Here is a 22,663-nt window from a genome sequence, read left to right as displayed (position 1 = left end):
GCCGCCGCGCGGAGACGCGGCGGCACCAGACCGGGATGACCTGGGGCCGGATCAGGCGACGTTGGTGGTGCAGGCGCCGCAGGTGGACCCGCAGTTGTCGTCGGTCAGGTTGACCAGGCCCGCCGGGTCGGCGATCTCGACGAGGGAGACGTCCAGGTCGAAGCCATCCGATGCCCCCGGAATCTGCGGGCGTACTTCGGTGCGGCTGGGAACTACGGTGCTGCGCGTCATGCTTCAACTCCTCGTAATCGTTGTGGTGTTACTGGGCTGGAGCGCCCACCAGGTGCCCACGGGAGCGGTGCCAGACGGCTGCTCCCTGAACGGCTCCTGGCCGCCCGGCACGAAGGGACGTGCTCCGCGGGGGAAGTCCTCACGGGGCGCCTGCCTCACGCCGGGAAGTCGTGTGCCGAAAGTCTGATCAAGCGGATGCCGACCGCCGCTCCATGAAGTAGGAGAGCGCCTGAGCCTGGAGGCGATCGAGGCACGGCTCGCACGCGTAGAAGGGGGCGTGCTGCCCGTCCCACTGCACCGGGCCGAGCCAGATCACCAGAACTCCGGTACGCCCGCAGCCGAGCCAGCAATCACCGGTGATCCATAGCCACTCCATGGAAGGACGTCCCCTTTCTCAGCTGGTCGGGATGGCCGATCTGCCTGCCCGGCAGTGGGGAGCGCAGGCCCAGAGCTGGAACGGCAGGCCCCGGTGGCATATCTCGCCCAGCCGTCGACCGCTCGCTCCCAACGGACGGGCACAGAGGGCGCAGTCCATGGCCATCTGCTGGCGGGGCCGGAGTCGGGCGAGATCCGGAAGGGGCGACGGTGCCGTCGCCGGGATACTCACTTGCCGCCCTCGGTGCGGAGTTCCGCCCAGACCTCTTTGCCCCAAGGACGTCTGCCCGAACCGTGCAGGTCGTAGCCCCACCGGTCGGCGACAGCATCGACGAGGAGCAGCCCGCGCCCCGACTCATCGTCGTCAGCCGCCTGGCTGAGTATGGGCAGACGCGATGGCTCACGGTCCACGACCCCGACACGCACTCGTGTCGCGCTCGGCCGCCGGACCGTGAGGCGGATCTCGGGACACGGAGTGTGCCTGGAGGCGTTCGCGATCAGCTCCGTAACGATCAGCGCGGCACGGTCGGCAAGGCCGTCGAGATGCCACACACCGAGGACGTCTCGGACGAGTTCGCGGCCGAGCTCGGCCGTGGACGGCTGCACGGGAAGGTCTGGCTGTACGTGGGGTGACCGACGGAGTGGGCCTCAACTGATGTTCTCAGACTCGTCATTGGGGTGGAGCCTTCGTGTCGTCTCGGCGCCCGGCCCGCCCCCGCGGGGGAACCTCAGGGGCGGGCCGGGCCGTCAACAGCCGCCCGCACGGTGGGGTGTGGCGGGCGACCAGCACCCAGACAACTCCCTTTCCCGGCAGGTTGGTTAGGACGTTCAGGCGCTCATTCGATGGACCGACCTAGGGCGTTTTGACCTCTCCTTTACCTGGCGGGAGAGGATCGCGGGGGCTACCGTTCCCGCATGGACACCACCCGCAACACCGTTCTTGAGGCGTGGATGACCGAACACGGCTACAGCTCCAACAGCCTCGCCGAGGCCGTGAACAGGGCCATTGAACGGTTGACCGGGCGCCCTGGAGGACTCGATGGCTCATCGGTCCGGGCATGGAAAGCGGGCCGGGTTACGTGGCCAAAGTCCGCTGCCCGCAAGGCACTTGATGACGTCACCGGACTACCCACCGTCGCTTTAGGGTTCGTGCCACGGAGTCGGCCCTCGTCCACCCCGGCCCCACCGCAGCAGGAGGACCCCGACATGAAGCGCCGTACCCTCGTCGGCAGCATCGCGGCTGCTGCCGCAGCAGCAGCCGCACCCGGCACCGCATCGCCGCGCCGTATCGGCATGAGCGACGTCAACCGCCTCAACAAGCGCTTCGCCGAGATCATCGCCAGCGACCACCGCCACGGCGGACAACTCGGCATCGAACAGCGGGCCGCCGCCCTCGCCGACGAGGCACTCAACCTCCAGAACGCCGGCAGCGCCACCCAGCGGGTACGCAGCAACCTCTACGCCTCCGCAGCCGCCTTCCGCTCCTCCGCGATGTGGGCCGCCATCGACGGTCGGCGCTACGACGTCGCCAAGGCGCACATGCGCGAGGCCCAGGCCCTCGCCGAGATGTCCGGCGACCAGGCGATCAAGTTCCGCATCTGGAGCCACGCGGGCACCATGTACCGGCACATGGGTCGCCCCGCCGACGCGTTCGCCGCCAACGACGTCGCCCGCAACCTGCACCTCACCCGCCGAGACCCGCTCTTCGCGTCCCTCGGCCTGGCCCGCCAGGGCGCCATCCACGGCGCGGCCCAGGACCGCACCGGCACCCGCCGCGCGTTCGAGCAGGCCCAGGAGGCCATGCTGCGCGCCGACCCCGCCGACTACCGGCCGGTGTGGATGCTCGCCTTCTACGACCAGGCCGAACTGGATTCCCTGGCCTGTCCGCGCACTTGGCGCTCGGCGACTACTCGACCGCCGAGTACCACGCCCACCGCTGTCTGTCCGCCCTCCGGCCCCACATGATCCGGTCCCGCGCCATCACCACCACTCGGCTCGCCCACGCCCAGCTCGCTCAGGGCGCCCCCGACGCCGCCACGGCCACCGCGATGAAAGTCCCCGCCGAAGCCGCCACCCAGCACGCCCGGGTAACGCGCATGCTGCAGGAGTTCGGGGCGGCACTGCGCGCTACCGCGCCGGGCAGCTCCACCGTGCAGACCTGGACCGAGCACACCGCCGCCTGGAGGATGGCTGCATGACAACGGCGCCCGCCATCGAACTGCGCACGTTCACGACTCTCGACACCGCCCGCGGCGACCTCCTCGACGTGTACGCCGAAGTACGCGCCCCGCTCCTCCACCTGCCGAACTACGCGGTCACCGCGTTCGGCGAGCGCCTTGACCGGCACAGCACCGAGCCGGGATTCAAGGCCGTCCTCGCGTACGCAGACGGATATCCAGTCGGCTACGCCTACGGCAACACCATCGAGCACGGCGACCGGTACTGGCAGCGCACCAGCCCGACGCTGGAGGACAAGTACACCGAGCATCCGGCCGTGGCCTTGAAGGAGATCGGCGTCCGGCCGACCTGGCGGAAGACCGGCACCGCACGCCGCATCCACGATGCCCTTCTCACCACCCGCGACGAGTCCTACGTGACGCTCATGGTCAACCCGGCCGCCGGCGACGGAAAAGTCCATGCACTCTACAAGTCGTGGGGGTACGAGGACATCGGGCAGAGCCAGCCGTCACTGGCCTCGCCGGTGCTTACGGTGATGATCCGGTCCATCCGCTGACCGGCACCCGCCACAGCCCGCCGTCTGGACGCGAGCGGCCCAGGCTTCCTTCGATGGAGGTTTGCCCAGCCACAGGCTACGCAGAAAACGGAAGGGCAGGTCACCCCCTCGTCGCCAACCGTCGGGGTGAAGGTCCAACCCCCTCGCCTGGATGAGCCTCCTTGGCGCCCACCTGCGGTTGGTACTCCTCAGGTATTGGAACGGGCGCGACGGCGTGGGGGACCCTCAGTTGACGCACGGGCAACAAAGAAGGCGTTCCCCCCAAGAGTCGGGCCCTGGCTGAAGCCTCGCCCAGTTCAAGGTCTCCGACGATTGTCCGCCCCAACACTTCCGCAAGGAGCGGGGGGGTCGCGTTGCCCACCATCCGTCGGCCGGCGCGGAACGGGTGGTCGATGCGCCATTCGTCAGGGAAGGTCTGCAAGCGCATCTGCTCCCGCACGGACAGGGGCCGATTGTCCCAGTGGAACGGCCCGGTGCTCGGTCCGGGAGACGCAGGCAAGGTCCATGACGGCCGGTCCTTGGCCAGCTTCAGCAGAAACGACCAGTATCGGGTCCGCCAGCCGAAGAGTTCCTCCCCGTCACCACGGGCCGTGAGATGGAGGTAGTTGCCCCCTTCGGGGATGGAAGGCAACAACGCTGCCCATTGACCTGTAGCGGGAGGCTTCTCGTGCTCTTCGAGATCCCAGAGCACATCCCAGGCCCGCATCGGGTTGTCCGCGTGCGTGGCCTCCGGTAGGTGGACCTCCGCACCATCCCGGTAGGCGATACCGATGGCCCGGCGCCGGTGCTGTGGTACCCCGAAGTCGGCCGCGTCTACGATCTGGGCCACCAGCTGGTAGGAAGTGCCATGCCGGTCGTTGACACCCGCGAGGCCCTCCTCGATGACCTCGGAGGCGTTGTCTCTGCCTCGCAGGAATCCCTCGACATTCTCGATGAGCAATGCCTTCGGAAGGAAACTCTCCACCAGGTCGAGCATCCCGTGCACACATTTGGCCCGGTCGTCTTGCATGCCACTACGGGCCGTCGAAGCCCACTGTGCGGCCTTGGAGAAGGGCTGACACGGCGGTCCACCCGCGATGAGTTCGAGTTCACCAGGCTTCATGCCCAGCGACTGGGGCACGAGCTGCTGGGCAGCCGTGTTGACGTCTCCATCGCCGGGTAGGGCCCATCCCGGCCGATTGGCCGCGAGTACGGACCTGGCCTCGGGGTCGAGTTCGACGCAGGCGACGGTCTCCAGCCCCGCCCGCTCCAGACCTACGTCAAGACCACCCGCTCCGGTGAAGAGAGAAAGCACCTTCCCCATGGGCCGGGTTCGGGCTGACGATCGTGCGGCGGTCAACGGAGGCACTCCCCGAAGTTGGTCTGCTCAGAGTCTTGACATAGGGAGCTCACCGGAGAAAACCTCGCTTGTCAAGGCCGTCCGACAGCCACACGGACGCCAGCGGCAGATAATATCAAACGCACGTTCGAAAAGCGATCAATGTCCCACCGATGGGCTAACTTCTTCCTACGCAATTGAGGGGGTTGCCCATGGACTATGACAGTTGGAACAGAACGCTCGCGGAACACTTCTTCGCCATCCGCGAGGCGGCAACCCCCGTGTACCTGTCAGTGGATGATGTCCTGTTGGCTGACCTGCTGACCAGTCGGACCAAGGTTGCCGCAACTCTCCCGGCTGCCGTTGACGACTTCCAGGCCGCCATCAGGAGCGTAGTCTTCGGCCGCGACCCCTTCGGCGGCATCGCCTCCCGCGCTCGCCAGTGGCGACGGAACGGGGCCACCGGCACTCCGCCATTCATCGCTGTGCTCGCGGCGACCGTGCTCCCCGCCTCCCGAATGAGCCGCTCCGAGGGCAGCGTGGTCGGCAGGTTCTCCTACTACCGCCCGCTCCGCGAGCTGCTCGGCCTGTACGAAGGCACCGGCATGCCGGACGGCTACGACGTAATCGTCCCCACCCTGTGGGGTCACTTGAAGTGGTGGTTGACCGACCATGAACAGGGCCGCCGCGGCCTACCCTCCGCTATTCCCCATCCGACCCAGGTCAACATCGGCTGGTCCCTGTCCCAAGCCGTTCTGATCGGATCGGACCGCGTGCAAGTCGGGCTGTTCCTGTCAGCGATCGGAGCGCAGCCGGGGGATTCGGTCCCCGAAGCGGAACTCCTCGCCCGGTTCCAGGAGTGGGTACGGCTCAATCGGCCCAGCCTGCGAATCCAGCGCGCCCTGGCATCGCCGGAGTTGCGACCGATCCTTGCGAGCATCCTGCAGCAGGAACTCACCCACTACGACGGGCTCCCGAGGAACTCCGCTGGCCTGCCGTGTGTGCCCTTGTCCCTCACGACCGATGCCGGCGGTTTCCCGTACGGCATCGCGGCCCGCATCCCCTCCCACCTCCGTCTCGCATCGCTCAGTCTGAGCGGCGACGTCATCACGGTTCCCTCAGGCGCGGAATGGTTACCTCTCACGCCTCCGGACCCTAAGCTCACTCCGGGGTCGGCACTCGAACTGGCCGCCGACACCGCCACACTGATGCTCTCCGCTCGCGACCTCTACGTCCTCCAGGCCAATGACTTGGTCGGGAAGTGGACGTCCGTCAATACAGCGGAAATCGGGGTGCCTCATCGGGTCCTGGTGAGGACTGCACTCGCAGCGCAGGCCGAGGCGGTGATGCTCGCCTGTGGATCAGACGGCGTACGCCAGCCCCGCAGGGTTCAGGTGCCGCCCGGCTGGACGTTGTTCAGCGGCTACACACCGACCCGATCCGTGACGGTATCCGGCGTCGTTGGCCCGCTGGCCCCGCTGCACCAGCAGTTGGCCCGCCTGTCCGGCGGCCTTCGCATCGATGGCGGCAGACAGACCTACCTCCTCGGTTACGCACCCGACCTGGTTCTGCCAGCGACTCCCGATGACCATCCGCCCGCCGTCACCATCAACGGGGTGCCCTTGCCGCCGATTTCCCCGGCCTCGACGGACACGATCACGATCCGGCTAGCGGATCGAGTGCACTCCGCCGGCGAGCACCAGATCGAGGTCGGGAATCGCAAGCTCACCTTCACCCTGGTCGAGCGCTTCCGGGAGAGCGTTGCCCTGCCACTACTAGCGCTCCCTCCGAGGAGCGACAAGCTGGCCACCATCCCCAGCAGGATCCAGAACACAGCAAGTCCGTCGGCGCCCGCCCCCTGGCTGCCGCCCGGTCATTTGTCCGGCTCGTTCTTCGGAGACTACCAACGCGACCCGCTTCCTTCTACGAGCCTCCTGCGCCTCGGCGGCTCGATCTACGCCCTAGGCAGGAATCGCCTCGTTGCCCAGCTCGTTCCCGAAGCTCCAGCCTGGATCGCCACCATGGACCACGTGCCTCACGCGATCGACATCGAACCGCTGCTCGTTGCTCTGCCTTTCCAAGCTCTATGGCTGCTTCAGGTAACCAGTTCCCAGAACGCCAGGGCCTGGCGAGCCCCGATCGTCCAAACCGACTCAAATGGCCCGTGTGACGCGCCTTCAGGGAGCTGGACAATTCTCAGCCAAGCCGACTGGCGCAGGCTGACCTCCGGAAACATCACCAGCACCGCAGTAGCTTGCGCACAAGACTGGACCGACTACACGGCAGGGAAGTGAATGGTGCACGACGAGCTGCTCCTGTGGTGCTCCGAACGCGGCGCCGGGAGCCTCGATGCCTTCCGCGACACGTACACATGGCTGGGGAAGAGCAAGCAGGAAAGTTCCATGCTGGACTGGCGCATCGCGCTGTACAACCTGCAGGTTCTCGGCCATGTCGAAGTGGACTGGGAAGCCCGGATCTGGAGTGTGACGCCACCGGTCCTCACCACCTTGCCCAATTCCGGAGGGCACGCGCTCTTGGTGGGGCAAAGGCCGCTCTGGCTCATACAGCGGCTGGAACGGCTGCACGAAGACTCTGACGCTGATATTGCCGCCCTCGCACAGTCCGTGGTACCACTTCCGCCACATCGACAGGCCGACGGCCCGTCGGTGCGGATGGTGACACTAGCGGATCCTGAGGAATGCCGCGCTCTCTGCGACGTACTCGGCATCGCCTTCGAGGACCGCGCCGCAGATCAACTCGTTCTGCGTCTTCCCCGCTTCCAAGAAATGCTTACCGAGCGTGGCGTACAGCGGGGGCCCGGCGGCATCGAGCCTCAGAAGATGTCCGAGGGGGGCAGTGACCTCTGGACAGATGTCGAAGGTCACGGCGAACCACCTCTCCACGGCGCCTACCGATATCAGCGCTACAACACCCACCGCTATATCTACTGGATCGGCATGAGCGGCTTCATTGCCGACAAGCGCACAGTGGTGTACGCGGAACTCGCGCGCGCAGAACGCTGGGTGCTGCGATACAGCCCGCTACGGCGGGAACTCTACGCCCCGAAACGCATGCAACTACCGCATCTTCACGCCCGCGCCGCCGTGATACGCAGCGGGCTGCTGCCGCAACTAACCGCGCTCGACCCGCAGACAGCGCCAAACCGCCAGTTGGTCCCTGAGCACAAGAGCTACGTCAAATACGTGAACATTGACGAGGCATTCGCCAGACAATTGGCCGAATCCCTATACCAGAAACTTCAACTCGTCCCCTAAGCCCGGACCCGTGAGGATCTTGATGTCTGGCGTCTCTCCGTCGGCCGTCCACGGCCGACTTGCCGATTACTTCCAGCGGTACTACGACACCGCCTACTCCCTTCGCGACTCCTCGGTGAGCGAGGAACTAAGAGAGCTACTCCGCACTCCCGGGGTCCTCTTCCAGGAGCCGTATCTGGAGCTTTTGCCTCAATACGTGCAGTCGACCCAGGCCCTGGAAGAGCTGACGGCGGAAATAGGGCTTCCGGAGTTCGCCGAACTTCTGGGAGCCGGTTTGCTCCGGGGAATCCCCAGGCTCTACACCCACCAGGCGGAGGCGCTGAGGGCAAACAACCACGGACGGGACATCGTGGTGACGTCCGGAACCGGTTCCGGAAAGACCGAAGCCTTCCTCGTCCCGGTGCTAGCCAGACTGGCCAATGAATCCCGTCAGTGGGCACCAGCAAGGCCCCAGGGTGCCGACCAACCCTGGTGGCGCACGTCGCAGCACTGGCAGGCCCAGCGCCACGGAAGCGGTCGCCCCTCGGCCATGCGCGCCATGTTCCTCTATCCAATGAACGCGCTGGTGGAGGACCAGCTGATCAGGTTGCGACGCAGCCTGGACGCACCAGACGTACGCGGCTGGTTCGACAGACACCGTGATGGCAACCGCTTCCACTTCGGACGCTATACCGGCCGCACCCCGGTTGCCGGCCCGCTGGAGCTAGCTTCCAAGCCGAACTCCTCCAAAATGAAGGAATTGCGCAGGACTCTGGCCTCGATGGAGGACCGAAGCCGCCAGCTGGAGCAGCGCATCGCGGACGGCCTTATAAAGGACGAGGAAGCCCGCTACTTCCTCCAGCGCCCCTTCGGGGCCGAGATGCGTTCTCGCTGGGACATGCAGGTCGCTCCGCCGGACATCCTCATCACCAACTACAGCATGCTCAACATCATGCTCATGCGCCGAGACGAGGATCCCATCTTCGATCGGACCCGCGACTGGCTGAAGAGTTCCAAGGACCACGTCTTCAGCCTGGTCGTGGACGAACTCCACATGTACAGAGGCACTCAGGGCACTGAGGTCGCCTACCTCCTACGCAAGCTTATCGACCGGCTCGGGTTGTCCACCGATTCCGACCAACTGTCCGTGATCGCCACCTCCGCCTCCATGGATCCGGAAAATCCGGTGGACCGGAAGTTTCTGAGCGACTTCTTCGGACGTACAGCCGACCGCTTCTCCGTGCTGGCCGGTGAACGCGTCCGGACCACGGGCAGGACCGATCTCATGCCCTGGGCAGACACCGTTGGCCAAGGAACAGGTGCCCTGCCGCCACTTCCTGACCGACACGCGGCGCTCCAGACCGCGTTCACAGCGAGCGACGAGGACGACTCCCCCCGAGCGAAGCCGCTGACCGACGTGTCCGCCAAGCTCTTCCCTGGCCTCGCACCCGACAAGGCACTGGAAGCCACTGACGCACTCATCTCGCGCCTCGACGGTGAGGCGGATGCCGGCTCGCGATTCCGGCTCCACCTGTTCTTCCGGAACGTCACCGGCATGTGGGCGTGCGCGGATCGCAACTGCTCGGAGGTCCAACCACGCACCGCGGAGTCACCGGCGGAACGCCTGGTCGGAAAGCTCTACAGCCGACCCAGGTATGCCTGTGAATGCGGCGCTCGCGTCCTTGAATTGCTGTACTGCGACACGTGCGGAGAGGTCTTCCTCGGCGGATTCAATTCTCCAACCATCGGCCCTGATCCCACCAGGCGCTACTTGGTCTCCACCGCAACCGATCTCGAATCCCTCCCGGACAAAGCGCGCTTCGATCGCACCGCCGATGTGTACAGCATCTTTCTGCCCACTGCGGGAGAACGCTCCGATCTCGACATATCGCCGCACAAACACAAGGGCGGCCGGCCGGGGGCGAGGAATCGGACAGAGTACACGTTCACCTTTGTTCCGGCCGTGCTGGATCCCGTGAGCGGCAAGGTTGGCAGCTACCCGGACGAGGAGAACAACGGATACCTGCTGGTAGCACAGAGCCAACCGCAGAACCACCTCGGCAAAGTCCGCGCCTTTCCCACGGTCTGCCCCTGCTGCGGGGAAGACAAGGAGATCTTCAAGAACGTTCGCCAGTTCGAGGACCCGTCCCGGTCCAGGTCCCCCATCCGCACCATGGGTACAGGTTTTGAGAAGTCCAACCAGGTCCTGACCGACGCCCTCAAAAGGCAGCTGCAGACGAAGATCGTCGTCTTCTCGGACAGCCGACAGGACGCCGCCCGCATCTCGGCGGGCCTGGAGCGATCGCACTATCAGGACTTGGTCAGGCAGCTCGTGATCGCCGCCCTCGACCATCCGAAGGATCTCGTGGCCCTTGCAGCAGAGTCCTTCAAGGGGAACCAGGCAGGCCAGGCCGCGCTAGCCCAGCTCGCTGCGACTGGTTCACCCGAACTGGTCGCAGCAGTGGTCGCCTTGGCCCATGACAGCCTCACCCCCGACCACGAACGCGTGCTAGCGGACTACCGAGCCCAGCAGAAGGGCCCGACACTTGTCGAACTCGGCAACGGAGTCAGCACGCAAGCAGTCACATACGGCGTGCATCCGGGTGGGCCCTCGTTTTCGCTGAGCGCAAGCACCGAGTCACGGAGCTGGACCAATCTCTACGATTGGAACAGTGGCGTCCCAGTCCAACGTCCCGATGCTTCCCTCACCAACGATCTGCGCGTCCTGAGTTCCGAAATCCACCGGACAGTGCAGGCACAGGTCCAGCAGGCGGTCTTTGCGGGAGGCGGCCGCGACTTGGAGTCGCTAGGCATCGGCCATGCCGCCCAGGACATCACCTTCAAGAGCCGGTTGCTGGATGACGAGGTCTTCCAGCAGGTGTGCCTGTCCACCCTGAGGCTGCTGGGTGTGCGCCGCCAGTTCCAGGAGCAGCGGCCTGAGCCGCCGGCGAATCTGCATACGGCAGCGAGGAAATACATCAAGGCCGTCGCACAACGTCACGATGTATTCCCGGACGCACTGGTCCAAGAGGTGAAGAATGCACTGGGTCTGAGCGACACGGAGCCCAGGATCGAAGGGCAGAAGATCAGGATCGTCTTGGCCGGCGGGACAGAATGGCGCTGTGAACGCTGTACCAGAAGGCACCTCCACGGCTCCGCAGGCGTGTGTGCCTTCTGCCTCAGTTCACATCTCGTTGCCCAACCCCTCGACCCGGATTCCGTCACCCTGGACGACTACTACACCTTCCTGGCCCGCGAGGCCGGGATCCCCTTCAGACTCCACTGCGAAGAGCTGACGGGCCAGACCGACAACGACGACGCGCAGGCCCGGCAAGCCCTCTTCCAGTCGGTCTTTCTGAGCGGGAAGGACATCGAGTTGGTCGATGAGGTCGACCTACTCAGTGTCACCACCACTATGGAGGCTGGCGTCGACATCGGCGCGCTCCGCGCGGTGGTAATGGCGAACATGCCACCACAGCGCTTCAACTACCAGCAGCGTGTGGGCCGGGCCGGCCGCCGGCTCGATCACTTGTCCATCGCCCTGACCCTCTGCCGTGGCACCAGGACCCATGACGACCACTACTTCCAGCACCCCTATCGCATCACCGGCGACCCCTCGCCGAGCCCATATGTGGATCTCGATCGCCTGGAGATCCTGCTCCGTTGCTACGCCGCAAGCCTGCTGACTCTCGCCTTTCGGTCGGTCGAGGGAACATCCGACTGGGATCCGGGACGTAATGTCCACGGGCCCTTCGGGACCGTCAGCGGATGGCCACAGGTACGGGATGACGTCCGCGCCTGGCTGGCCGGGAACGACATCGCTAAGAGACACGCGGGCCAGGTTCTCCTACAAGGGGCGTCTCCTGGTGCGCCTTCGGTGGATACTCTGGTGTCTTGGGCCACTTCCCGCCTCTACTCCGAGATCGAGGAGGTGGTGACGAACGCACCGGACGCGGGTCCGCTCAGCCAGTCGCTCGCTGAGCACGGAGTGCTCCCTATGTTCGGATTCCCCACCCGGGTCCGCAACCTGCACCATCAGAGGCCGCACGGACCGGAACTCACCGACGTCATCGACCGGGACATCGACATCGCCATCTCGGAATGGGCGCCCGGCGGTGAAGTGGTCAAAGACAAGGCGTTGCACACAGCAGTCGGCCTCGTGACGTACGAGCCCGCGGGCGGGCAGTGGCTGCCCGGCAAAGCTCCGGACAGTGATCGTCTCATGGTGGGCATCTGCGCCAAGTGCCTCTCCGTCAATCTCCGCGAATCCGAGCATTCGTGTCCTGTGTGTGGGGCCACCGCAGGAGAAGCCGGCGACTACCGGATGCTCCCGTCATGTCAGCCGCTCGGATTTCGTACCAGCTACAAGGCTCAGGATTACGACGGCACCTTCGAGTTCACACCACGCGCGTTCTCCGCGCGCCTCACCCTCGACACGACATCAGCGCTCGTCCCACGCTGCACTAAGGCCACTGAATTCAGGAGTGGCCAGGGACGCATCGTGGTGGTCAACGCGGGAACTGGTGAGGGATACCAGTTCGGCAAGGTCAAGGGACACGACGGTCTGCTGGACACGAAACTCCTGGCCGATGCCGACCGTGCGAGAGATCTGGGCCTGCCCACCCAGCCTTCAGTCAGCAATGAGGAGAAGCTGGCACTGGCCTCGGCGAAACTGACCGACGTTCTCTTGGTCGGCCTCCGCGAGCAACCCACCGATCTGGCTCTCGACCCTAGACGCATGGCCGCAAGGGCTGCTTGGCTCTCACTCGGTACGGTTTTCAAACTCGCAGCCGTCAGGCTACTGGACATCGACGGAAGAGAACTCTCGGCGGGTCTGTACCCCGTCCGGGGGGAAGAGGAGGGCAGTGTCCAGGCACAAGTCTTCCTCTCGGACACTTTGGAGAACGGTGCCGGATATTCGACCTGGCTGGGGAAGCGCCCTGCCGAATTCCTGCTCGCCGCGCGTGAGGTCGCGGCCGATCTCACTCGCCACCGCTCAGGCAGCTTGGTGGCCGCGCCTTGCGACTCGTCCTGCTACGACTGCCTGCGGGACTACAGCAACAGCGCCTACCACCCGCTGCTCGATTGGCGCCTTGCCACGCAGATGGTCGAACTGCTCGATGGGGAGAACCCGGACTTCGCCGCTGAGGAGGTCTATGCGTTCGAGCGCGTCGAGCAGTTCGCCAGAAGCTTCTCGCACTGGAAGGCCGATTCCTCCCACGGCCTGCCAGTCCTGAAAGACATCCAGCACGATGATCTCGCAGTCCTCATCACTCATCCTCTTGAGTCCTGGACCGGTCCCGCCCGCTCGAAGCGTGTGGCCCGAGCTCTGGCCTCACTGGAGGCAGAGGGCTTCGAGGTATTCGAGTCGTTCGAGAACCCGGTCCTGGACAGCGAACCGCCACAGCGCGCGGTCGTCGCGGTCGATACATTCGAGCTGCTTCGGCGGCCCGGTTGGATCGAGTCGAGACTGCAGAGCCTCTTCGACTGACCGGTCGGGCAGCGGGCAGGGCCTTTCTGCGCACCTTCCCGCTGACACCGGCTCTCCCGGGCTCGGACACCTAGCAGTTCGTTTACATCGGTTCTGATGGACACACGTCTGGAGTACGCTGATGCATTTTCTTGTAGTGCCTCGCAGCGCGGGCTTCACCGTGCCGTCCAGTCTTCCGGCACTCGTCCTCAGGCGCGACCTCTGGGATGATTTCGGATTCAAAACCATGTTCGACGCTCATCTGTACCCGTCTCGAACGGAGGCGTCCATCGACTTGGGATCCGTCAAGATCATCAAAAGAGGGCAACGGGGCGGCGCCACCGAGATCCCCGAAAGTTTCGTTCAGCTCGATGACAGTTACTGCTCACTCGGGCAGGCATTTTCCTACTATGAAGCACTGCACGGACTTCCAGATGAATTGCGCGACAGTATTCTGTTCGGGCTCCGCGATATCGCTATCGACTCGTCACTCAGGGAATCGTTCGCCAACGAGCCGGCGATGGCCGCCTCACTCCTGCGCTACGGGAACGCCGAACTCGCACTGAGAGACGCCACAGCCCTGTTCGGAGGAGAAATAGCCCAACGGGACAGTGCGCTCGCGTTCACGTTCAGAACGAGTGTCGGAGGGGAGCCCTTCTCCATTAATTTTGCTTTCGCGGACCGCCACCCCTTGCCCGGCCGCATCAACGTCGTCGTAGGTTACAACGGATGCGGAAAAACGCAGCTCCTTGCCAACCTAGCCAACACCGCGCATGCAGACCTCACCGACCGAGCCGACGAAAGTTTCATCCAGCGGTACGGAGAATTCCCCGAAGCAGCCGGTGCGCCACGATTCTCCTCGGTTATAGCCATCTCTTACAGCGCTTTCGACACGTTCGACCTGCCGGGGAAGAACCGACAGGAAGAGGACCGGCTGGAATCCAGCGGCGAGGTGTCCGGATATACCTATTGCGGCCTTCGGAGATACGATCGCAGCCTTGGTCTCGACGCACCCCGCACTGGGTCACTCAAAGGTGCCGAGGAGATCCAGGGAGACATCGTGTCCGCCCTCGTTAGAGCTAGTACACCTGAGCGTAAACAGAGACTGGCAGCAGCCCTCTCTCCGCTGAGCCGCGAACCCTCGTTCAAACGGGTCGAGCTGTCCGACACCTTCGCCTTCGACAGCGATTCATGGCGGGATTCCTTTTCTGGCCTCAGTACCGGACACAAACTCGTACTCAACATTGTTGTGCAGCTTGTGGCCCACCTGGAGCCCGGATCGCTAGTTCTCATCGACGAACCCGAATCCCACCTGCACCCTCCGCTCCTGGCCGCCCTCCTCAAGAGCATCAACATATCCCTGGATCAGTTCAACTCCTACGCCGTGATGGCGACGCACTCCCCGGTCCTCCTCCAGGAAGTTCCCAGACGTTACGTCAGGGTCCTGCAGCGATTCGGAGATCTCACACTCGTTGCCACTCCGGAGATCGAAACTTTCGCAGAAAACGTAGGACTGCTGACACGTCACGTATTCAACTTGGACAGCAGCGCGACCGACTATCACTCAACCCTCCGGTCCATGCAGGAGAGTTTGCACCTGGATGAGATTATGGAACTTTTCGACGGCGAGATGAGCGCGCAGTCCATTTCTTACCTGGCGAGCATCAGTCGTGATCGGCCCGGTAGATGATTCGGCTCCCCCGCCCAGACAGAGACCGTCTTGCCGATCTTGATCTTGCTGTGAGCCGGAGAAGACCGTCCTCTCGACGTGTACTCATGGGAGTGCGCACGGGAATCATCGACGCCTACGGGAACTACGAGGACGTACTACGGGATATTCGCCGGTTCACGTCGCTTGCTCACGGTTCCGATGTGCTCACCAAAGCTCTTCTGGGAAATTACGCGCTTCTGGACAGGGGCCGACCCCTGGAAGATCTCAGAAACTCGATCTTCCGGACAGCTCTGGCCCGCAACTCTCGGTGCCCCCTATGCGAAAGAGCCCAGGTCTGCGCCCTCGACCACTTCCTTCCAAAGAATCACTTCCCGGAATATTCAATCCTAGCCGACAACCTTATCCCCGTTTGCGAAAGGTGCAATCGACTAAAGGGTGACGAGTGTGACAGGGCAGACGGGCTGCTCATGTTCCATGCATACTTCGACGAATTCCCAGACATCGAAATACTATTCGCGGAAATTAATATCGGCAACACCGTCTCGATCAGCTACTCTCTACGTCACTCCGACAAAATTGACAACTTCACCTTCGGGAGGGTCGAAAGGCAATTCAAGATACTTGGCCTTTTCGATTTCTATCAGATGGAGGCCGTAGCCGAGCTGACGGATCAAATTGATCTATACGATGAAACGTACGACTCATTTGGCGATTCAGGACTGCGATCGACTCTTGGCGCTTTGGCTCGGGGGGCGGAGAGGAAGGGCATAAATCACTGGAAGGCGGCACTTTATCGCGCCCTATCCAGAAATACAGAATTCTGTAGCGGCGGCTATCGGAAGCTCCTCGTAACAGGATCGTGACTGGAGCTTCATCCGGTGTCTCCAGCAGATGAGGCTGCAGGCCAACGAGATGATGGGTTCGAGTCGACATTCCCAGGGGACGCCGAGGCGTGTTTGCCCACACGCTTTATGTTCAGTACGCCCTTGCCGGAGACCGAGCGGGGCTCCCCCCGTGCCCCAGCCCTGTCTGCCATGAGGCCGTCACCGTTTCCTGTAGGCAAGGAGCCGCGCGCTATAGTCCGGCTCGTCGTCATCGCCGTCGGGCTCGTAATCCTCGTCTGGTTCGAACTCGCTGTAGTAGTCCTCGGGCGAAACGTCCAGGTCGACGTCGCCTCCAAGGGGTACAACCAGCAGGTCAAGCTCCGCCAGCTCAAGGCGAAGATCGCAGACAAAGCACCGAAAGATGTGGGGTGTCAGCACGACGACCCACCTCTCTTCATCCACGGAGCTGTGCCCCATCAACGAACCCTGTGACGAGCACGCAGGACATGCCGCTGGCGCGGAGTATTCGCCGATGAACCCCGGAGTGGTCACACGAGCAACGGTGGTCAGCACGAGCTCCCGATCCTTCTCGTTTATGTGCCCATACCGCTCCTCGAAGACGCGCCGGGCTCTGGCAAGCTTGCCCTCCAGCCGAACACGAGCAGCTTCCACGCCCTCGCCGAGCAGCTTGTCGTGCAACGCCTTGTAGTCACCCCAATAGTCAGGCCCAATCGCAAGCTCTACAAGCAGCTGATCGATCACCGTAATGCAGTCGGTGAAGACTACATCCACCTCTGCCCGATCGTGGTACCCGCAGTGGGCAACGCCATTACGTGCATCAGCGAGCGGCCAGACCTTGGGCTTCGGAGGGATCTTGCCCTTCAAGATCCTCTGCACTCGGTCATACGCCTCACCGAGCTGGATCGTCTTGACCTGTGCCCCCCGAACCTGAAGGAGCGCGCCATGTCCCGTGGCGTAGAGCATCGAATTGAAGTCCTTGGCGTCGACTATCAGCGTCGGGTGCAGACTGACGAGAAACGCCTTCAGTAGATGCTCGGTGGCCACACCCGCGTGATGGACCGCCATGTCTTCCGAGGACGGTCCATCAGAGAAGGCCGCGAAAGCGGCGATCATCCACTTGCGCGAGGAACCCGCGAGTCGTTCTGCGTCCATGTGCATGAGTTGGACAGTAGAGGTCGATGCACGGCGCGGGACAGTTCATATGCGTGAGCGCTGCGTGAGCGGACAGCGCGAGACGAGCCGTCACACAGTGGACCTCCACTCATACTGCAGGGCGCTGATCAGGCAGAACAACACCACACAGCACGCCCAGGCACCCCCCGGCAAGGATCCAATCCCACTCCTAAAGCGGGTGTCGCAGGTTCGAATCCTGCCGGGGGCACCGCGCATGGCCTGGGGTCCCCAGGGACGCGCTCCACTCGGCCTCGGGCTCTCGCCCGAGGCCGTTTGTACGAGTTGATCGGGCTTCGAAGCGCCGCCCGGGCGCTCTCCATCAGGGTCCCGGGTTCCCACCCGCCACACCTCGATCACGCTCCGTAGTCGGAGATCGGCATGCGTTTAGGCCGCGCGGTGGCGCGTCGCGTTCGCTTCGTGGAGGGCCGGGCGGGCGGCGGCGGGGCGGGTGCACTGGGGGTTGTGGACGGCGGCCGAGTGGTGCCAGAGGAGACAGCAGGGGTCCAGCGGGGCCGGGGAGGCGAAGGGGTGGGCGCCGCTCTGGCGTGCGTGTTCGCGTTCGGCGCGGGTGCGTTGATGGCGGGCCCGTTCTCGGCTCGCACACCAGGTGAGGAGCACGGTCGTGTACGCGATCGCTCCGGCCGGCAGCCAGTGGCCCTGGTACGCGGCGTAGAGGGCCGCTGCGGCGAGGAGGGCGCTGATCGCGGTGAGTCCCTGGGTGGTGCGCCGGTGCGTAGTCACGCTACGTGTCCTTCCGTGCGTATTTTCGGATGTTCAGGATTGTTGCATTTCTCGGGCGTTATGGGGATACGTAGACCGGAATCGGTGATGGTCGGTCAGGAGCCTTGTTTCGCTACGGGAGTGGACAAACGTCACCAGCGCCCCGTCCGTGCGGCGTGGTGGGTCCGGGGCGCGGGAGGGGTCAGCCCAGGCGGCCGACCTTCGCGCCGAAGCCCGGCTCGGTCTTGGCGTTCTGGAGGGCGACCGGGACCGACACCGCGCCGGTGGAGCCGTCGCCGACCTTCAGGGTGCCGACCCGGGTGCCGGCCGGGGCCTCGTGCGCCAGGCCGTCGCCCGCGTCGAGTTCCAGACGGACCGTGTGCCCGGCGAAGCCGACCGCCGACACGTCCTCGGTGACGACGACCGGGGTGCGGGTGCCGAGGCCGTCGTCCACGTGGCCGACCACCGTGCCCTTCTTCAGGATGGTCTCGGCCTCGACCTCGCCCTGAGCGGCGATCATGGCCGTCTTGCTGACCGCGTTGACGGTGTCGATGATCGGCGGTCGGTGCTGGCCGAGGATGGCGCCGACCACGATCGCCGTCTCCCCGCCGACCTCCTTGGTCCCGGCGAAGAGCAGGTTGCCGCCGGCCTTGGTGGTGGTGCCGGTCTTGATGCCGATGGCTCCGTCGAAGGGCACCAGGCGGTTGTAGTTCATCCACTTCTTACCGGTCTGGTCGGTCCACTCCGGGAGCCGGGTGATGTCCGTGAGGGCCTTCATCCGCACCAGTTCGTTGCCCAGCTTCACCTGGTCCTCGGCGGTGCTGACGGTCGCTTCCTTCAGCCCCGAGGGGTCGGTGTAGGTGGTGTTCTTCATGCCCAGGTCCGCGGCGGCCCGGTTCATCTTCTCGACGAACTCCTTCTCCGAGGAGTCCCAGCGGGCCAGCAGACGGGCGATGTTGTTCGCGGACGGGATCATGATGGCGGCGATCGCGTCCCGCTGGGTGATCTCGTCGCCCTCCTTGAGGGTGTTCAGCGTCGACTCGCCCACGGAGTCGAGCCGGCCCTCCTCCTCCGCCGTGCGGTCCACCGGGATCTTCGCTCCGGCGGAGCCGGGCTTCATCGGGTGCTCCTTGAGGATCACGTACGCCGTCATGGCCTTGGCGACCGAACCGATCGGCACGGGCTTCTGCTCGCCGAACCGGTCCATGGTGCCCACGCCGTTGACGTCCATCCAGCCCTGCCCCTCCGCCGGCCACGGCAGGGAGACCTCCTTCCCCGAGAAGGAGTGCGTCCGTTCGGCGGTGAGCGTCAACGTCGGCTCCGGCAGGGGCCGCAGATACTGTGCGACCGCGAAGACGATCACCAGTAGGAGGACCAACGGGGTCCAGATCTTGACCCGGCGCACCGCGGTCCGCAGTGGGGTCTCCGGGGGCGGCGGGGTGTTGGTCAGCTCGGCGAGGAGGTCCAACGGGGGCCTGGGCGGCAGCGGCTGTTGGGTGGTCCGCTCGGGCTGCGCCGCCGGGAGCGCCGAGGTCTCGCCCGCGCTGCCGTCCGGGGCGGGGCGGGCGGCCGTGGCCCCCGTTCCGGGGCCGGAGTCGGTGCGCGGGTCGGGAACCTCGGGCCGGTCGGCGCCGGCGGCCCAGGACGGCTTGGCGGCGGGGCGGCGCGGGGACGCCGGCTCGTCCAAGGGCTTCAGGGCGACGAACTTGCTGGTCCGTTCCTGCGCCCGTTCGGCTGGGGCCCCGGCGTCGTCCCGGTCGGGCGGCCCCTGGTCGTCGCCGTCGGCCTCGCGTATGTCCTCGGTTCCGGCGGCCTTCCCGGACTCCCCCGCCGGGCGTGCGGCCAGGCCGAGGGTCGTGGTGGGCTGGTCGACGCGGGGTGCGGTCGTGGTGCGGAAGACCGCGGTCGCCTGGTCGACGGCCGGACGCTCCTCGGCTTCGTCCGTCTCCTCGTCGCAGTCGGAGTCGGAATCGGCGGAGGCAGCAGGGGCAGCGGCGGGCTCCTCGGTGGCGGGGTCACCCTCGCCGTCCACGGGGTCGTCCCGGTCGACGGCGACGGCCGGGCCGTCCTCCGTCGGCCCGTCCCCCTTCGCCGACGGCTCCGGGCGCTCCGGGTCCGGGGTCGCGGGCCGGGCGGAACCCGCGGACGGCACGGAAGCGGAATCCGGCTTCGGGCCGCTCCCTGGGCTCACCTCGGGAGCCTCGGAGGTGTCGTCGGGGTCGCGGTCCCCTTCCTGCGCCCTCTCAGGGCCCTCTGTGGGGCCCTCCGCCGCGCTCTCGGCCCGTTCCCGGCCCGAGGGCGAAGCGGAACCGGCCGCGGCCTTCCTGGGGCCGTCCAGGGCTTCGGCGGGCGCTGCGGCCTTCTCGGGCTCCTCCGCGCCCCCGGCGCCCCCGCCGTCCGCGGCCTCGTCGGCCTCGTCGACACGTTCCGCGCCCTTCGCGTCGTCCGCACCGCTCGGGTCCTCGCCCGACCGCGGGGTGCGGTCCGGCGAGGGCGCGGCGCCCCGCTCGCGTGACGGCGCCGGAACCGATCCGGGCCCGGGTGCCGTCATGGTTGTCGGAGACGCGGGGGATGGCGAGACGTCCGCCGGGTCTCCCGATGCGTTCTGCTGCTCCGACCTGTCGGGGGACTCGCCCGCCACCGTGCCTCCTACGCCGTGCTTCCAACCACTCGGCCGAGGAACCGGCCGCATCCGCTCGCCACGGAACGCACGGCAGGCCCCGACCCCGACCCGGGGTGTCTACGGCCGCCCCCCAGTCTGCTGGGTTCCGGACCCGCCCCCTGCGGTAGACGAGAACGACATACCTATCGGTTCCACTACAAAACGACCACGCACTCTCGACAGACCAATGTGAGAGGGGTCACCCTGTCATTCATCCACGCGGGGAGGCATGGATGGGCAGGAGCCGCAGAACACTTCCGGAAGAGCTTCTGCTGCTCGCCCTGGACCCGACCACGGGTACCACGGCGCAGCCGCAGTCGCTCGACCTCGGTCTGGCCGGAGCACAGCTAGTAGAGCTGGCGCTGGCCGGACGCATAGCCCCGGACGGGGATCGTATCGCCGTGGTCGTGCCACGGCCGACCGGAGATCCGACGCTGGACTCCGCACTGGAACTGCTGCGCAGGCGCGGCGCACCGGTGCGGGCCGTCCACTGGATAGGCGGGCCCCGACTGGGGCTGCGCCAGACCTACCTCTCGCACCTCGAACGGTGCGGCATGGTGCATGCCGTGGCCGGTCAGATGTGCGGGGTGCTGCCGACGACGCGCTACCAGGCGACGGACACGGCGGTCAGTCGGGAAATCAGGGCCCGACTGGACAGTGCGATCCGCACCGGCGTACCGCCGGACCCCCGGACCGCGGCGCTCGCCGCCCTGGCCCATGCGGTCGGGCTCGGCAAGCACCTGTATCCGGGGAACGAGGGGCGTTCCTCACGGTCCCGGCTGCGGGACCTGATCCGGCACGATCCGATGGGCGGACTCGTGGCGCACGCCGTCATGGACGTCCAGAACGGGGTGGGTGCCGTGCCGCGGCGTGGTGCGTCGCCCGCAGGGGCGACTCCCCGACCGACCGCGGCCCGGGCGGAGCCCGGGGTGGCGGCGGAGCACGGGCCGATGGCCCGGGTCGCCGCGCACTGAGTCCGGCCGTTCGGGCCGGTGACGCGTTCGCGGCGGGCAGGTGGTGCACGGGCACCGCCGGCCCGCCGCATCGTCGTGCCCGCACGCGGGGCCTCCGTGGCGGGTCGTCAGGAGGGCCGGCGTGCTCGCGGTGGGCGGACGGGGCGGCCACGACGGCGACGGCGGTCGGCCGGTGCGACCGGTCGACGGGGACGGGCCGGGCGGTGGGGTCGCGGGCGGCGAGCCGGACGACGGGGTCGCGGGAAGACTGGTGTTTGCCAGCGCCGCCACCCCGACGGGTGGCAGTCTGCTGAACAGCAGATACGGATAGTCGCCGGCGACAGCAGCCAGTGGTCGCGGGCCCGGAGCCGGAGGTGCACGCCCATGGCGTCCCATGTCAACCCCACTGTCAGGCGACGACGTCTGGGCCAGGAGCTGCGTCGGCTCCGGGAGCTGAAGGGCATGACCGCCGAGGAGGTGGCCGAACGCCTGCTGGTCTCCCAGTCGAAGATCAGCAGGTTGGAGAACGGCCGGCGCAGCATCAGCCAGCGCGACGTGCGCGACCTGTGCGGGGTGTACGAGGTCGAGGACGCCCGGGTCGTCGACTCGTTGATGCAGATGGCGAAGGACTCGCGCCAGCAGGGGTGGTGGCACTCGTTCGGCGACATCCCGTACAGCGTGTACATCGGGTTGGAGACGGATGCGGCTTCGCTGCGGGTGTACGACCCCCAGGTGGTGCCGGGTCTGCTCCAGACCCGGCCGTACGCGGAGGCGTTGATCTCGGGTGCGCTTCCGGAGACCGCGCTGGGCGAGATCGACAAGCGGGTGCTGGTCCGGTTGCGCCGGCAGGAGCGGATCTCCGCGGCGCAGAATCCCCTGCGGCTGTGGACCGTGCTGGACGAGGCGGCGCTGCGCCGGGTGGTGGGCGGTCGGGACCTGATGCGGGAGCAGTTGGAGTTCCTGGTCGAGCAGTCGCGGCTGCCGCACGTCACGGTGCAGGTGATCCCGTTCGAGATGGGTGCGCACCCGGGGTTGAACGGCCAGTACGCCATTCTGGAGTTTCCCGACGCCTCGGATTCCAGCGTGGTGTACATCGAGGGCGTCACGAGCGACCTCTATCTGGAGAAGGCCCATGACGTGCAGCGCTACAGCGTGATGTACGAGCATTTGCGGGCCCAGGCGCTGAACGTCGAACAGTCGCGTCAGTTCATCTCCGAGATCGCGAAGGAGTACGCGCGCTGAACGAACGGTTTCGG

General features: G+C 65.9%; 14 protein-coding genes and 2 pseudogenes. 9 read left to right on the top strand and 7 right to left on the bottom strand.

The genetic code is table 11. The annotated features are described in order from the left end of the window. Positions 1 to 51 precede the first annotated feature (51 nt). The 3 genes and pseudogenes from ACSMX9_RS17555 to ACSMX9_RS17545 form a co-directional block, all read right to left on the bottom strand. Entirely contained in the window at positions 52 to 231 is a 180-nt protein-coding gene (locus ACSMX9_RS17555; RefSeq protein ID WP_016825826.1) for an FxLD family lanthipeptide, read from the bottom strand. A gap of 187 nt (positions 232 to 418) precedes the next feature. Further along, the gene (locus tag ACSMX9_RS17550) at positions 419 to 607 is read right to left on the bottom strand and encodes a hypothetical protein (RefSeq protein ID WP_445395036.1); all 189 of its coding nucleotides are present in this window, start codon (positions 605 to 607) and stop codon (positions 419 to 421) included. A gap of 227 nt (positions 608 to 834) precedes the next feature. Next, positions 835 to 1,280, bottom strand: a pseudogene (locus ACSMX9_RS17545) (ATP-binding protein). 619 nt (positions 1,281 to 1,899) lie between these two features. On the opposite strand from ACSMX9_RS17545, the pseudogene ACSMX9_RS17540 reads away from it, so the two are divergent. Together ACSMX9_RS17540 and ACSMX9_RS17535 are read left to right on the top strand one after the other, a co-directional pair. Further along, positions 1,900 to 2,804, top strand: a pseudogene (locus tag ACSMX9_RS17540) (hypothetical protein). Then, positions 2,801 to 3,340, top strand: coding sequence for a GNAT family N-acetyltransferase (locus tag ACSMX9_RS17535; RefSeq protein ID WP_445395035.1), 540 nt, complete (start codon positions 2,801 to 2,803; stop codon positions 3,338 to 3,340). Before ACSMX9_RS17540 ends, ACSMX9_RS17535 begins: the two are co-directional and overlap by 4 nt. Positions 3,341 to 3,440: 100 nt before the next feature. On the opposite strand, the gene ACSMX9_RS17530 is transcribed toward ACSMX9_RS17535, so the two are convergent. Then, on the bottom strand, positions 3,441 to 4,643 hold the full coding sequence (locus ACSMX9_RS17530) for a DNA cytosine methyltransferase (protein WP_445395034.1): 1,203 nt from the start codon (positions 4,641 to 4,643) through the stop codon (positions 3,441 to 3,443). A gap of 227 nt (positions 4,644 to 4,870) precedes the next feature. Here ACSMX9_RS17530 and ACSMX9_RS17525 point away from each other — a divergent pair, with 227 nt between their 5' ends. The 5 genes from ACSMX9_RS17525 (at position 4,871) to ACSMX9_RS17505 (ending at position 15,917) form a co-directional block, all read left to right on the top strand. Then, positions 4,871 to 6,952 (top strand): hypothetical protein, encoded by a 2,082-nt coding sequence (locus ACSMX9_RS17525; RefSeq protein WP_445395033.1) that lies wholly within the window; start codon positions 4,871 to 4,873, stop codon positions 6,950 to 6,952. Then, on the top strand, positions 6,953 to 7,933 hold the full coding sequence (locus tag ACSMX9_RS17520; RefSeq protein WP_445395032.1) for a hypothetical protein: 981 nt from the start codon (positions 6,953 to 6,955) through the stop codon (positions 7,931 to 7,933). Positions 7,934 to 7,943: 10 nt separating this feature from the next. Further along, positions 7,944 to 13,403, top strand: a complete 5,460-nt coding sequence (locus tag ACSMX9_RS17515) for a DEAD/DEAH box helicase (protein WP_445395031.1) — start codon at positions 7,944 to 7,946, stop codon at positions 13,401 to 13,403. Between the two features lie 121 nt (positions 13,404 to 13,524). Then, positions 13,525 to 15,072, top strand: coding sequence for an AAA family ATPase (locus ACSMX9_RS17510; protein WP_445395030.1), 1,548 nt, complete (start codon positions 13,525 to 13,527; stop codon positions 15,070 to 15,072). 92 nt (positions 15,073 to 15,164) lie between these two features. Then, complete coding sequence (locus ACSMX9_RS17505; RefSeq protein WP_445395029.1) at positions 15,165 to 15,917, top strand: HNH endonuclease; 753 nt, start codon at positions 15,165 to 15,167, stop codon at positions 15,915 to 15,917. Positions 15,918 to 16,097: 180 nt separating this feature from the next. Here the strand turns inward: ACSMX9_RS17505 and ACSMX9_RS17500 are convergent, their stop codons facing one another. The 3 genes from ACSMX9_RS17500 to ACSMX9_RS17490 all read right to left on the bottom strand — a co-directional run bounded on the left by ACSMX9_RS17500 (position 16,098) and on the right by ACSMX9_RS17490 (position 20,343). Beyond that, positions 16,098 to 17,057, bottom strand: a complete 960-nt coding sequence (locus ACSMX9_RS17500) for a hypothetical protein (RefSeq protein WP_445395028.1) — start codon at positions 17,055 to 17,057, stop codon at positions 16,098 to 16,100. Between the two features lie 399 nt (positions 17,058 to 17,456). After that, entirely contained in the window at positions 17,457 to 17,813 is a 357-nt protein-coding gene (locus ACSMX9_RS17495) for a hypothetical protein (RefSeq protein WP_445395027.1), read from the bottom strand. Between the two features lie 181 nt (positions 17,814 to 17,994). Beyond that, complete coding sequence (locus tag ACSMX9_RS17490; protein ID WP_445395026.1) at positions 17,995 to 20,343, bottom strand: D-alanyl-D-alanine carboxypeptidase; 2,349 nt, start codon at positions 20,341 to 20,343, stop codon at positions 17,995 to 17,997. Positions 20,344 to 20,687: 344 nt separating this feature from the next. Between ACSMX9_RS17490 and ACSMX9_RS17485 the strand changes: the two genes are divergently transcribed. Continuing rightward, entirely contained in the window at positions 20,688 to 21,428 is a 741-nt protein-coding gene (locus ACSMX9_RS17485; protein ID WP_445395025.1) for a GOLPH3/VPS74 family protein, read from the top strand. 363 nt (positions 21,429 to 21,791) lie between these two features. Then, positions 21,792 to 22,649, top strand: coding sequence for a helix-turn-helix domain-containing protein (locus ACSMX9_RS17480; protein WP_351245464.1), 858 nt, complete (start codon positions 21,792 to 21,794; stop codon positions 22,647 to 22,649). Positions 22,650 to 22,663: the final 14 nt, after the last annotated feature.

The organism is Streptomyces sp. LE64 (assembly GCF_052606915.1).
This window is presented reverse-complemented; position numbering and strand designations above follow the sequence as displayed.

Coding starts and splice junctions, on each gene's coding strand:
- ACSMX9_RS17555 (WP_016825826.1), bottom strand. CDS start 231: ATGACGCGCAGCACCGTAGTTCCCAGCCGCACCGAAGTACGCCCGCAG.
- ACSMX9_RS17550 (WP_445395036.1), bottom strand. CDS start 607: ATGGAGTGGCTATGGATCACCGGTGATTGCTGGCTCGGCTGCGGGCGT.
- ACSMX9_RS17535 (WP_445395035.1), top strand. CDS start 2,801: ATGACAACGGCGCCCGCCATCGAACTGCGCACGTTCACGACTCTCGAC.
- ACSMX9_RS17530 (WP_445395034.1), bottom strand. CDS start 4,643: ATGGGGAAGGTGCTTTCTCTCTTCACCGGAGCGGGTGGTCTTGACGTA.
- ACSMX9_RS17525 (WP_445395033.1), top strand. CDS start 4,871: ATGGACTATGACAGTTGGAACAGAACGCTCGCGGAACACTTCTTCGCC.
- ACSMX9_RS17520 (WP_445395032.1), top strand. CDS start 6,953: ATGGTGCACGACGAGCTGCTCCTGTGGTGCTCCGAACGCGGCGCCGGG.
- ACSMX9_RS17510 (WP_445395030.1), top strand. CDS start 13,525: ATGCATTTTCTTGTAGTGCCTCGCAGCGCGGGCTTCACCGTGCCGTCC.
- ACSMX9_RS17500 (WP_445395028.1), bottom strand. CDS start 17,057: ATGCACATGGACGCAGAACGACTCGCGGGTTCCTCGCGCAAGTGGATG.
- ACSMX9_RS17490 (WP_445395026.1), bottom strand. CDS start 20,343: ATGACGGCACCCGGGCCCGGATCGGTTCCGGCGCCGTCACGCGAGCGG.
- ACSMX9_RS17485 (WP_445395025.1), top strand. CDS start 20,688: ATGGGCAGGAGCCGCAGAACACTTCCGGAAGAGCTTCTGCTGCTCGCC.
- ACSMX9_RS17480 (WP_351245464.1), top strand. CDS start 21,792: ATGGCGTCCCATGTCAACCCCACTGTCAGGCGACGACGTCTGGGCCAG.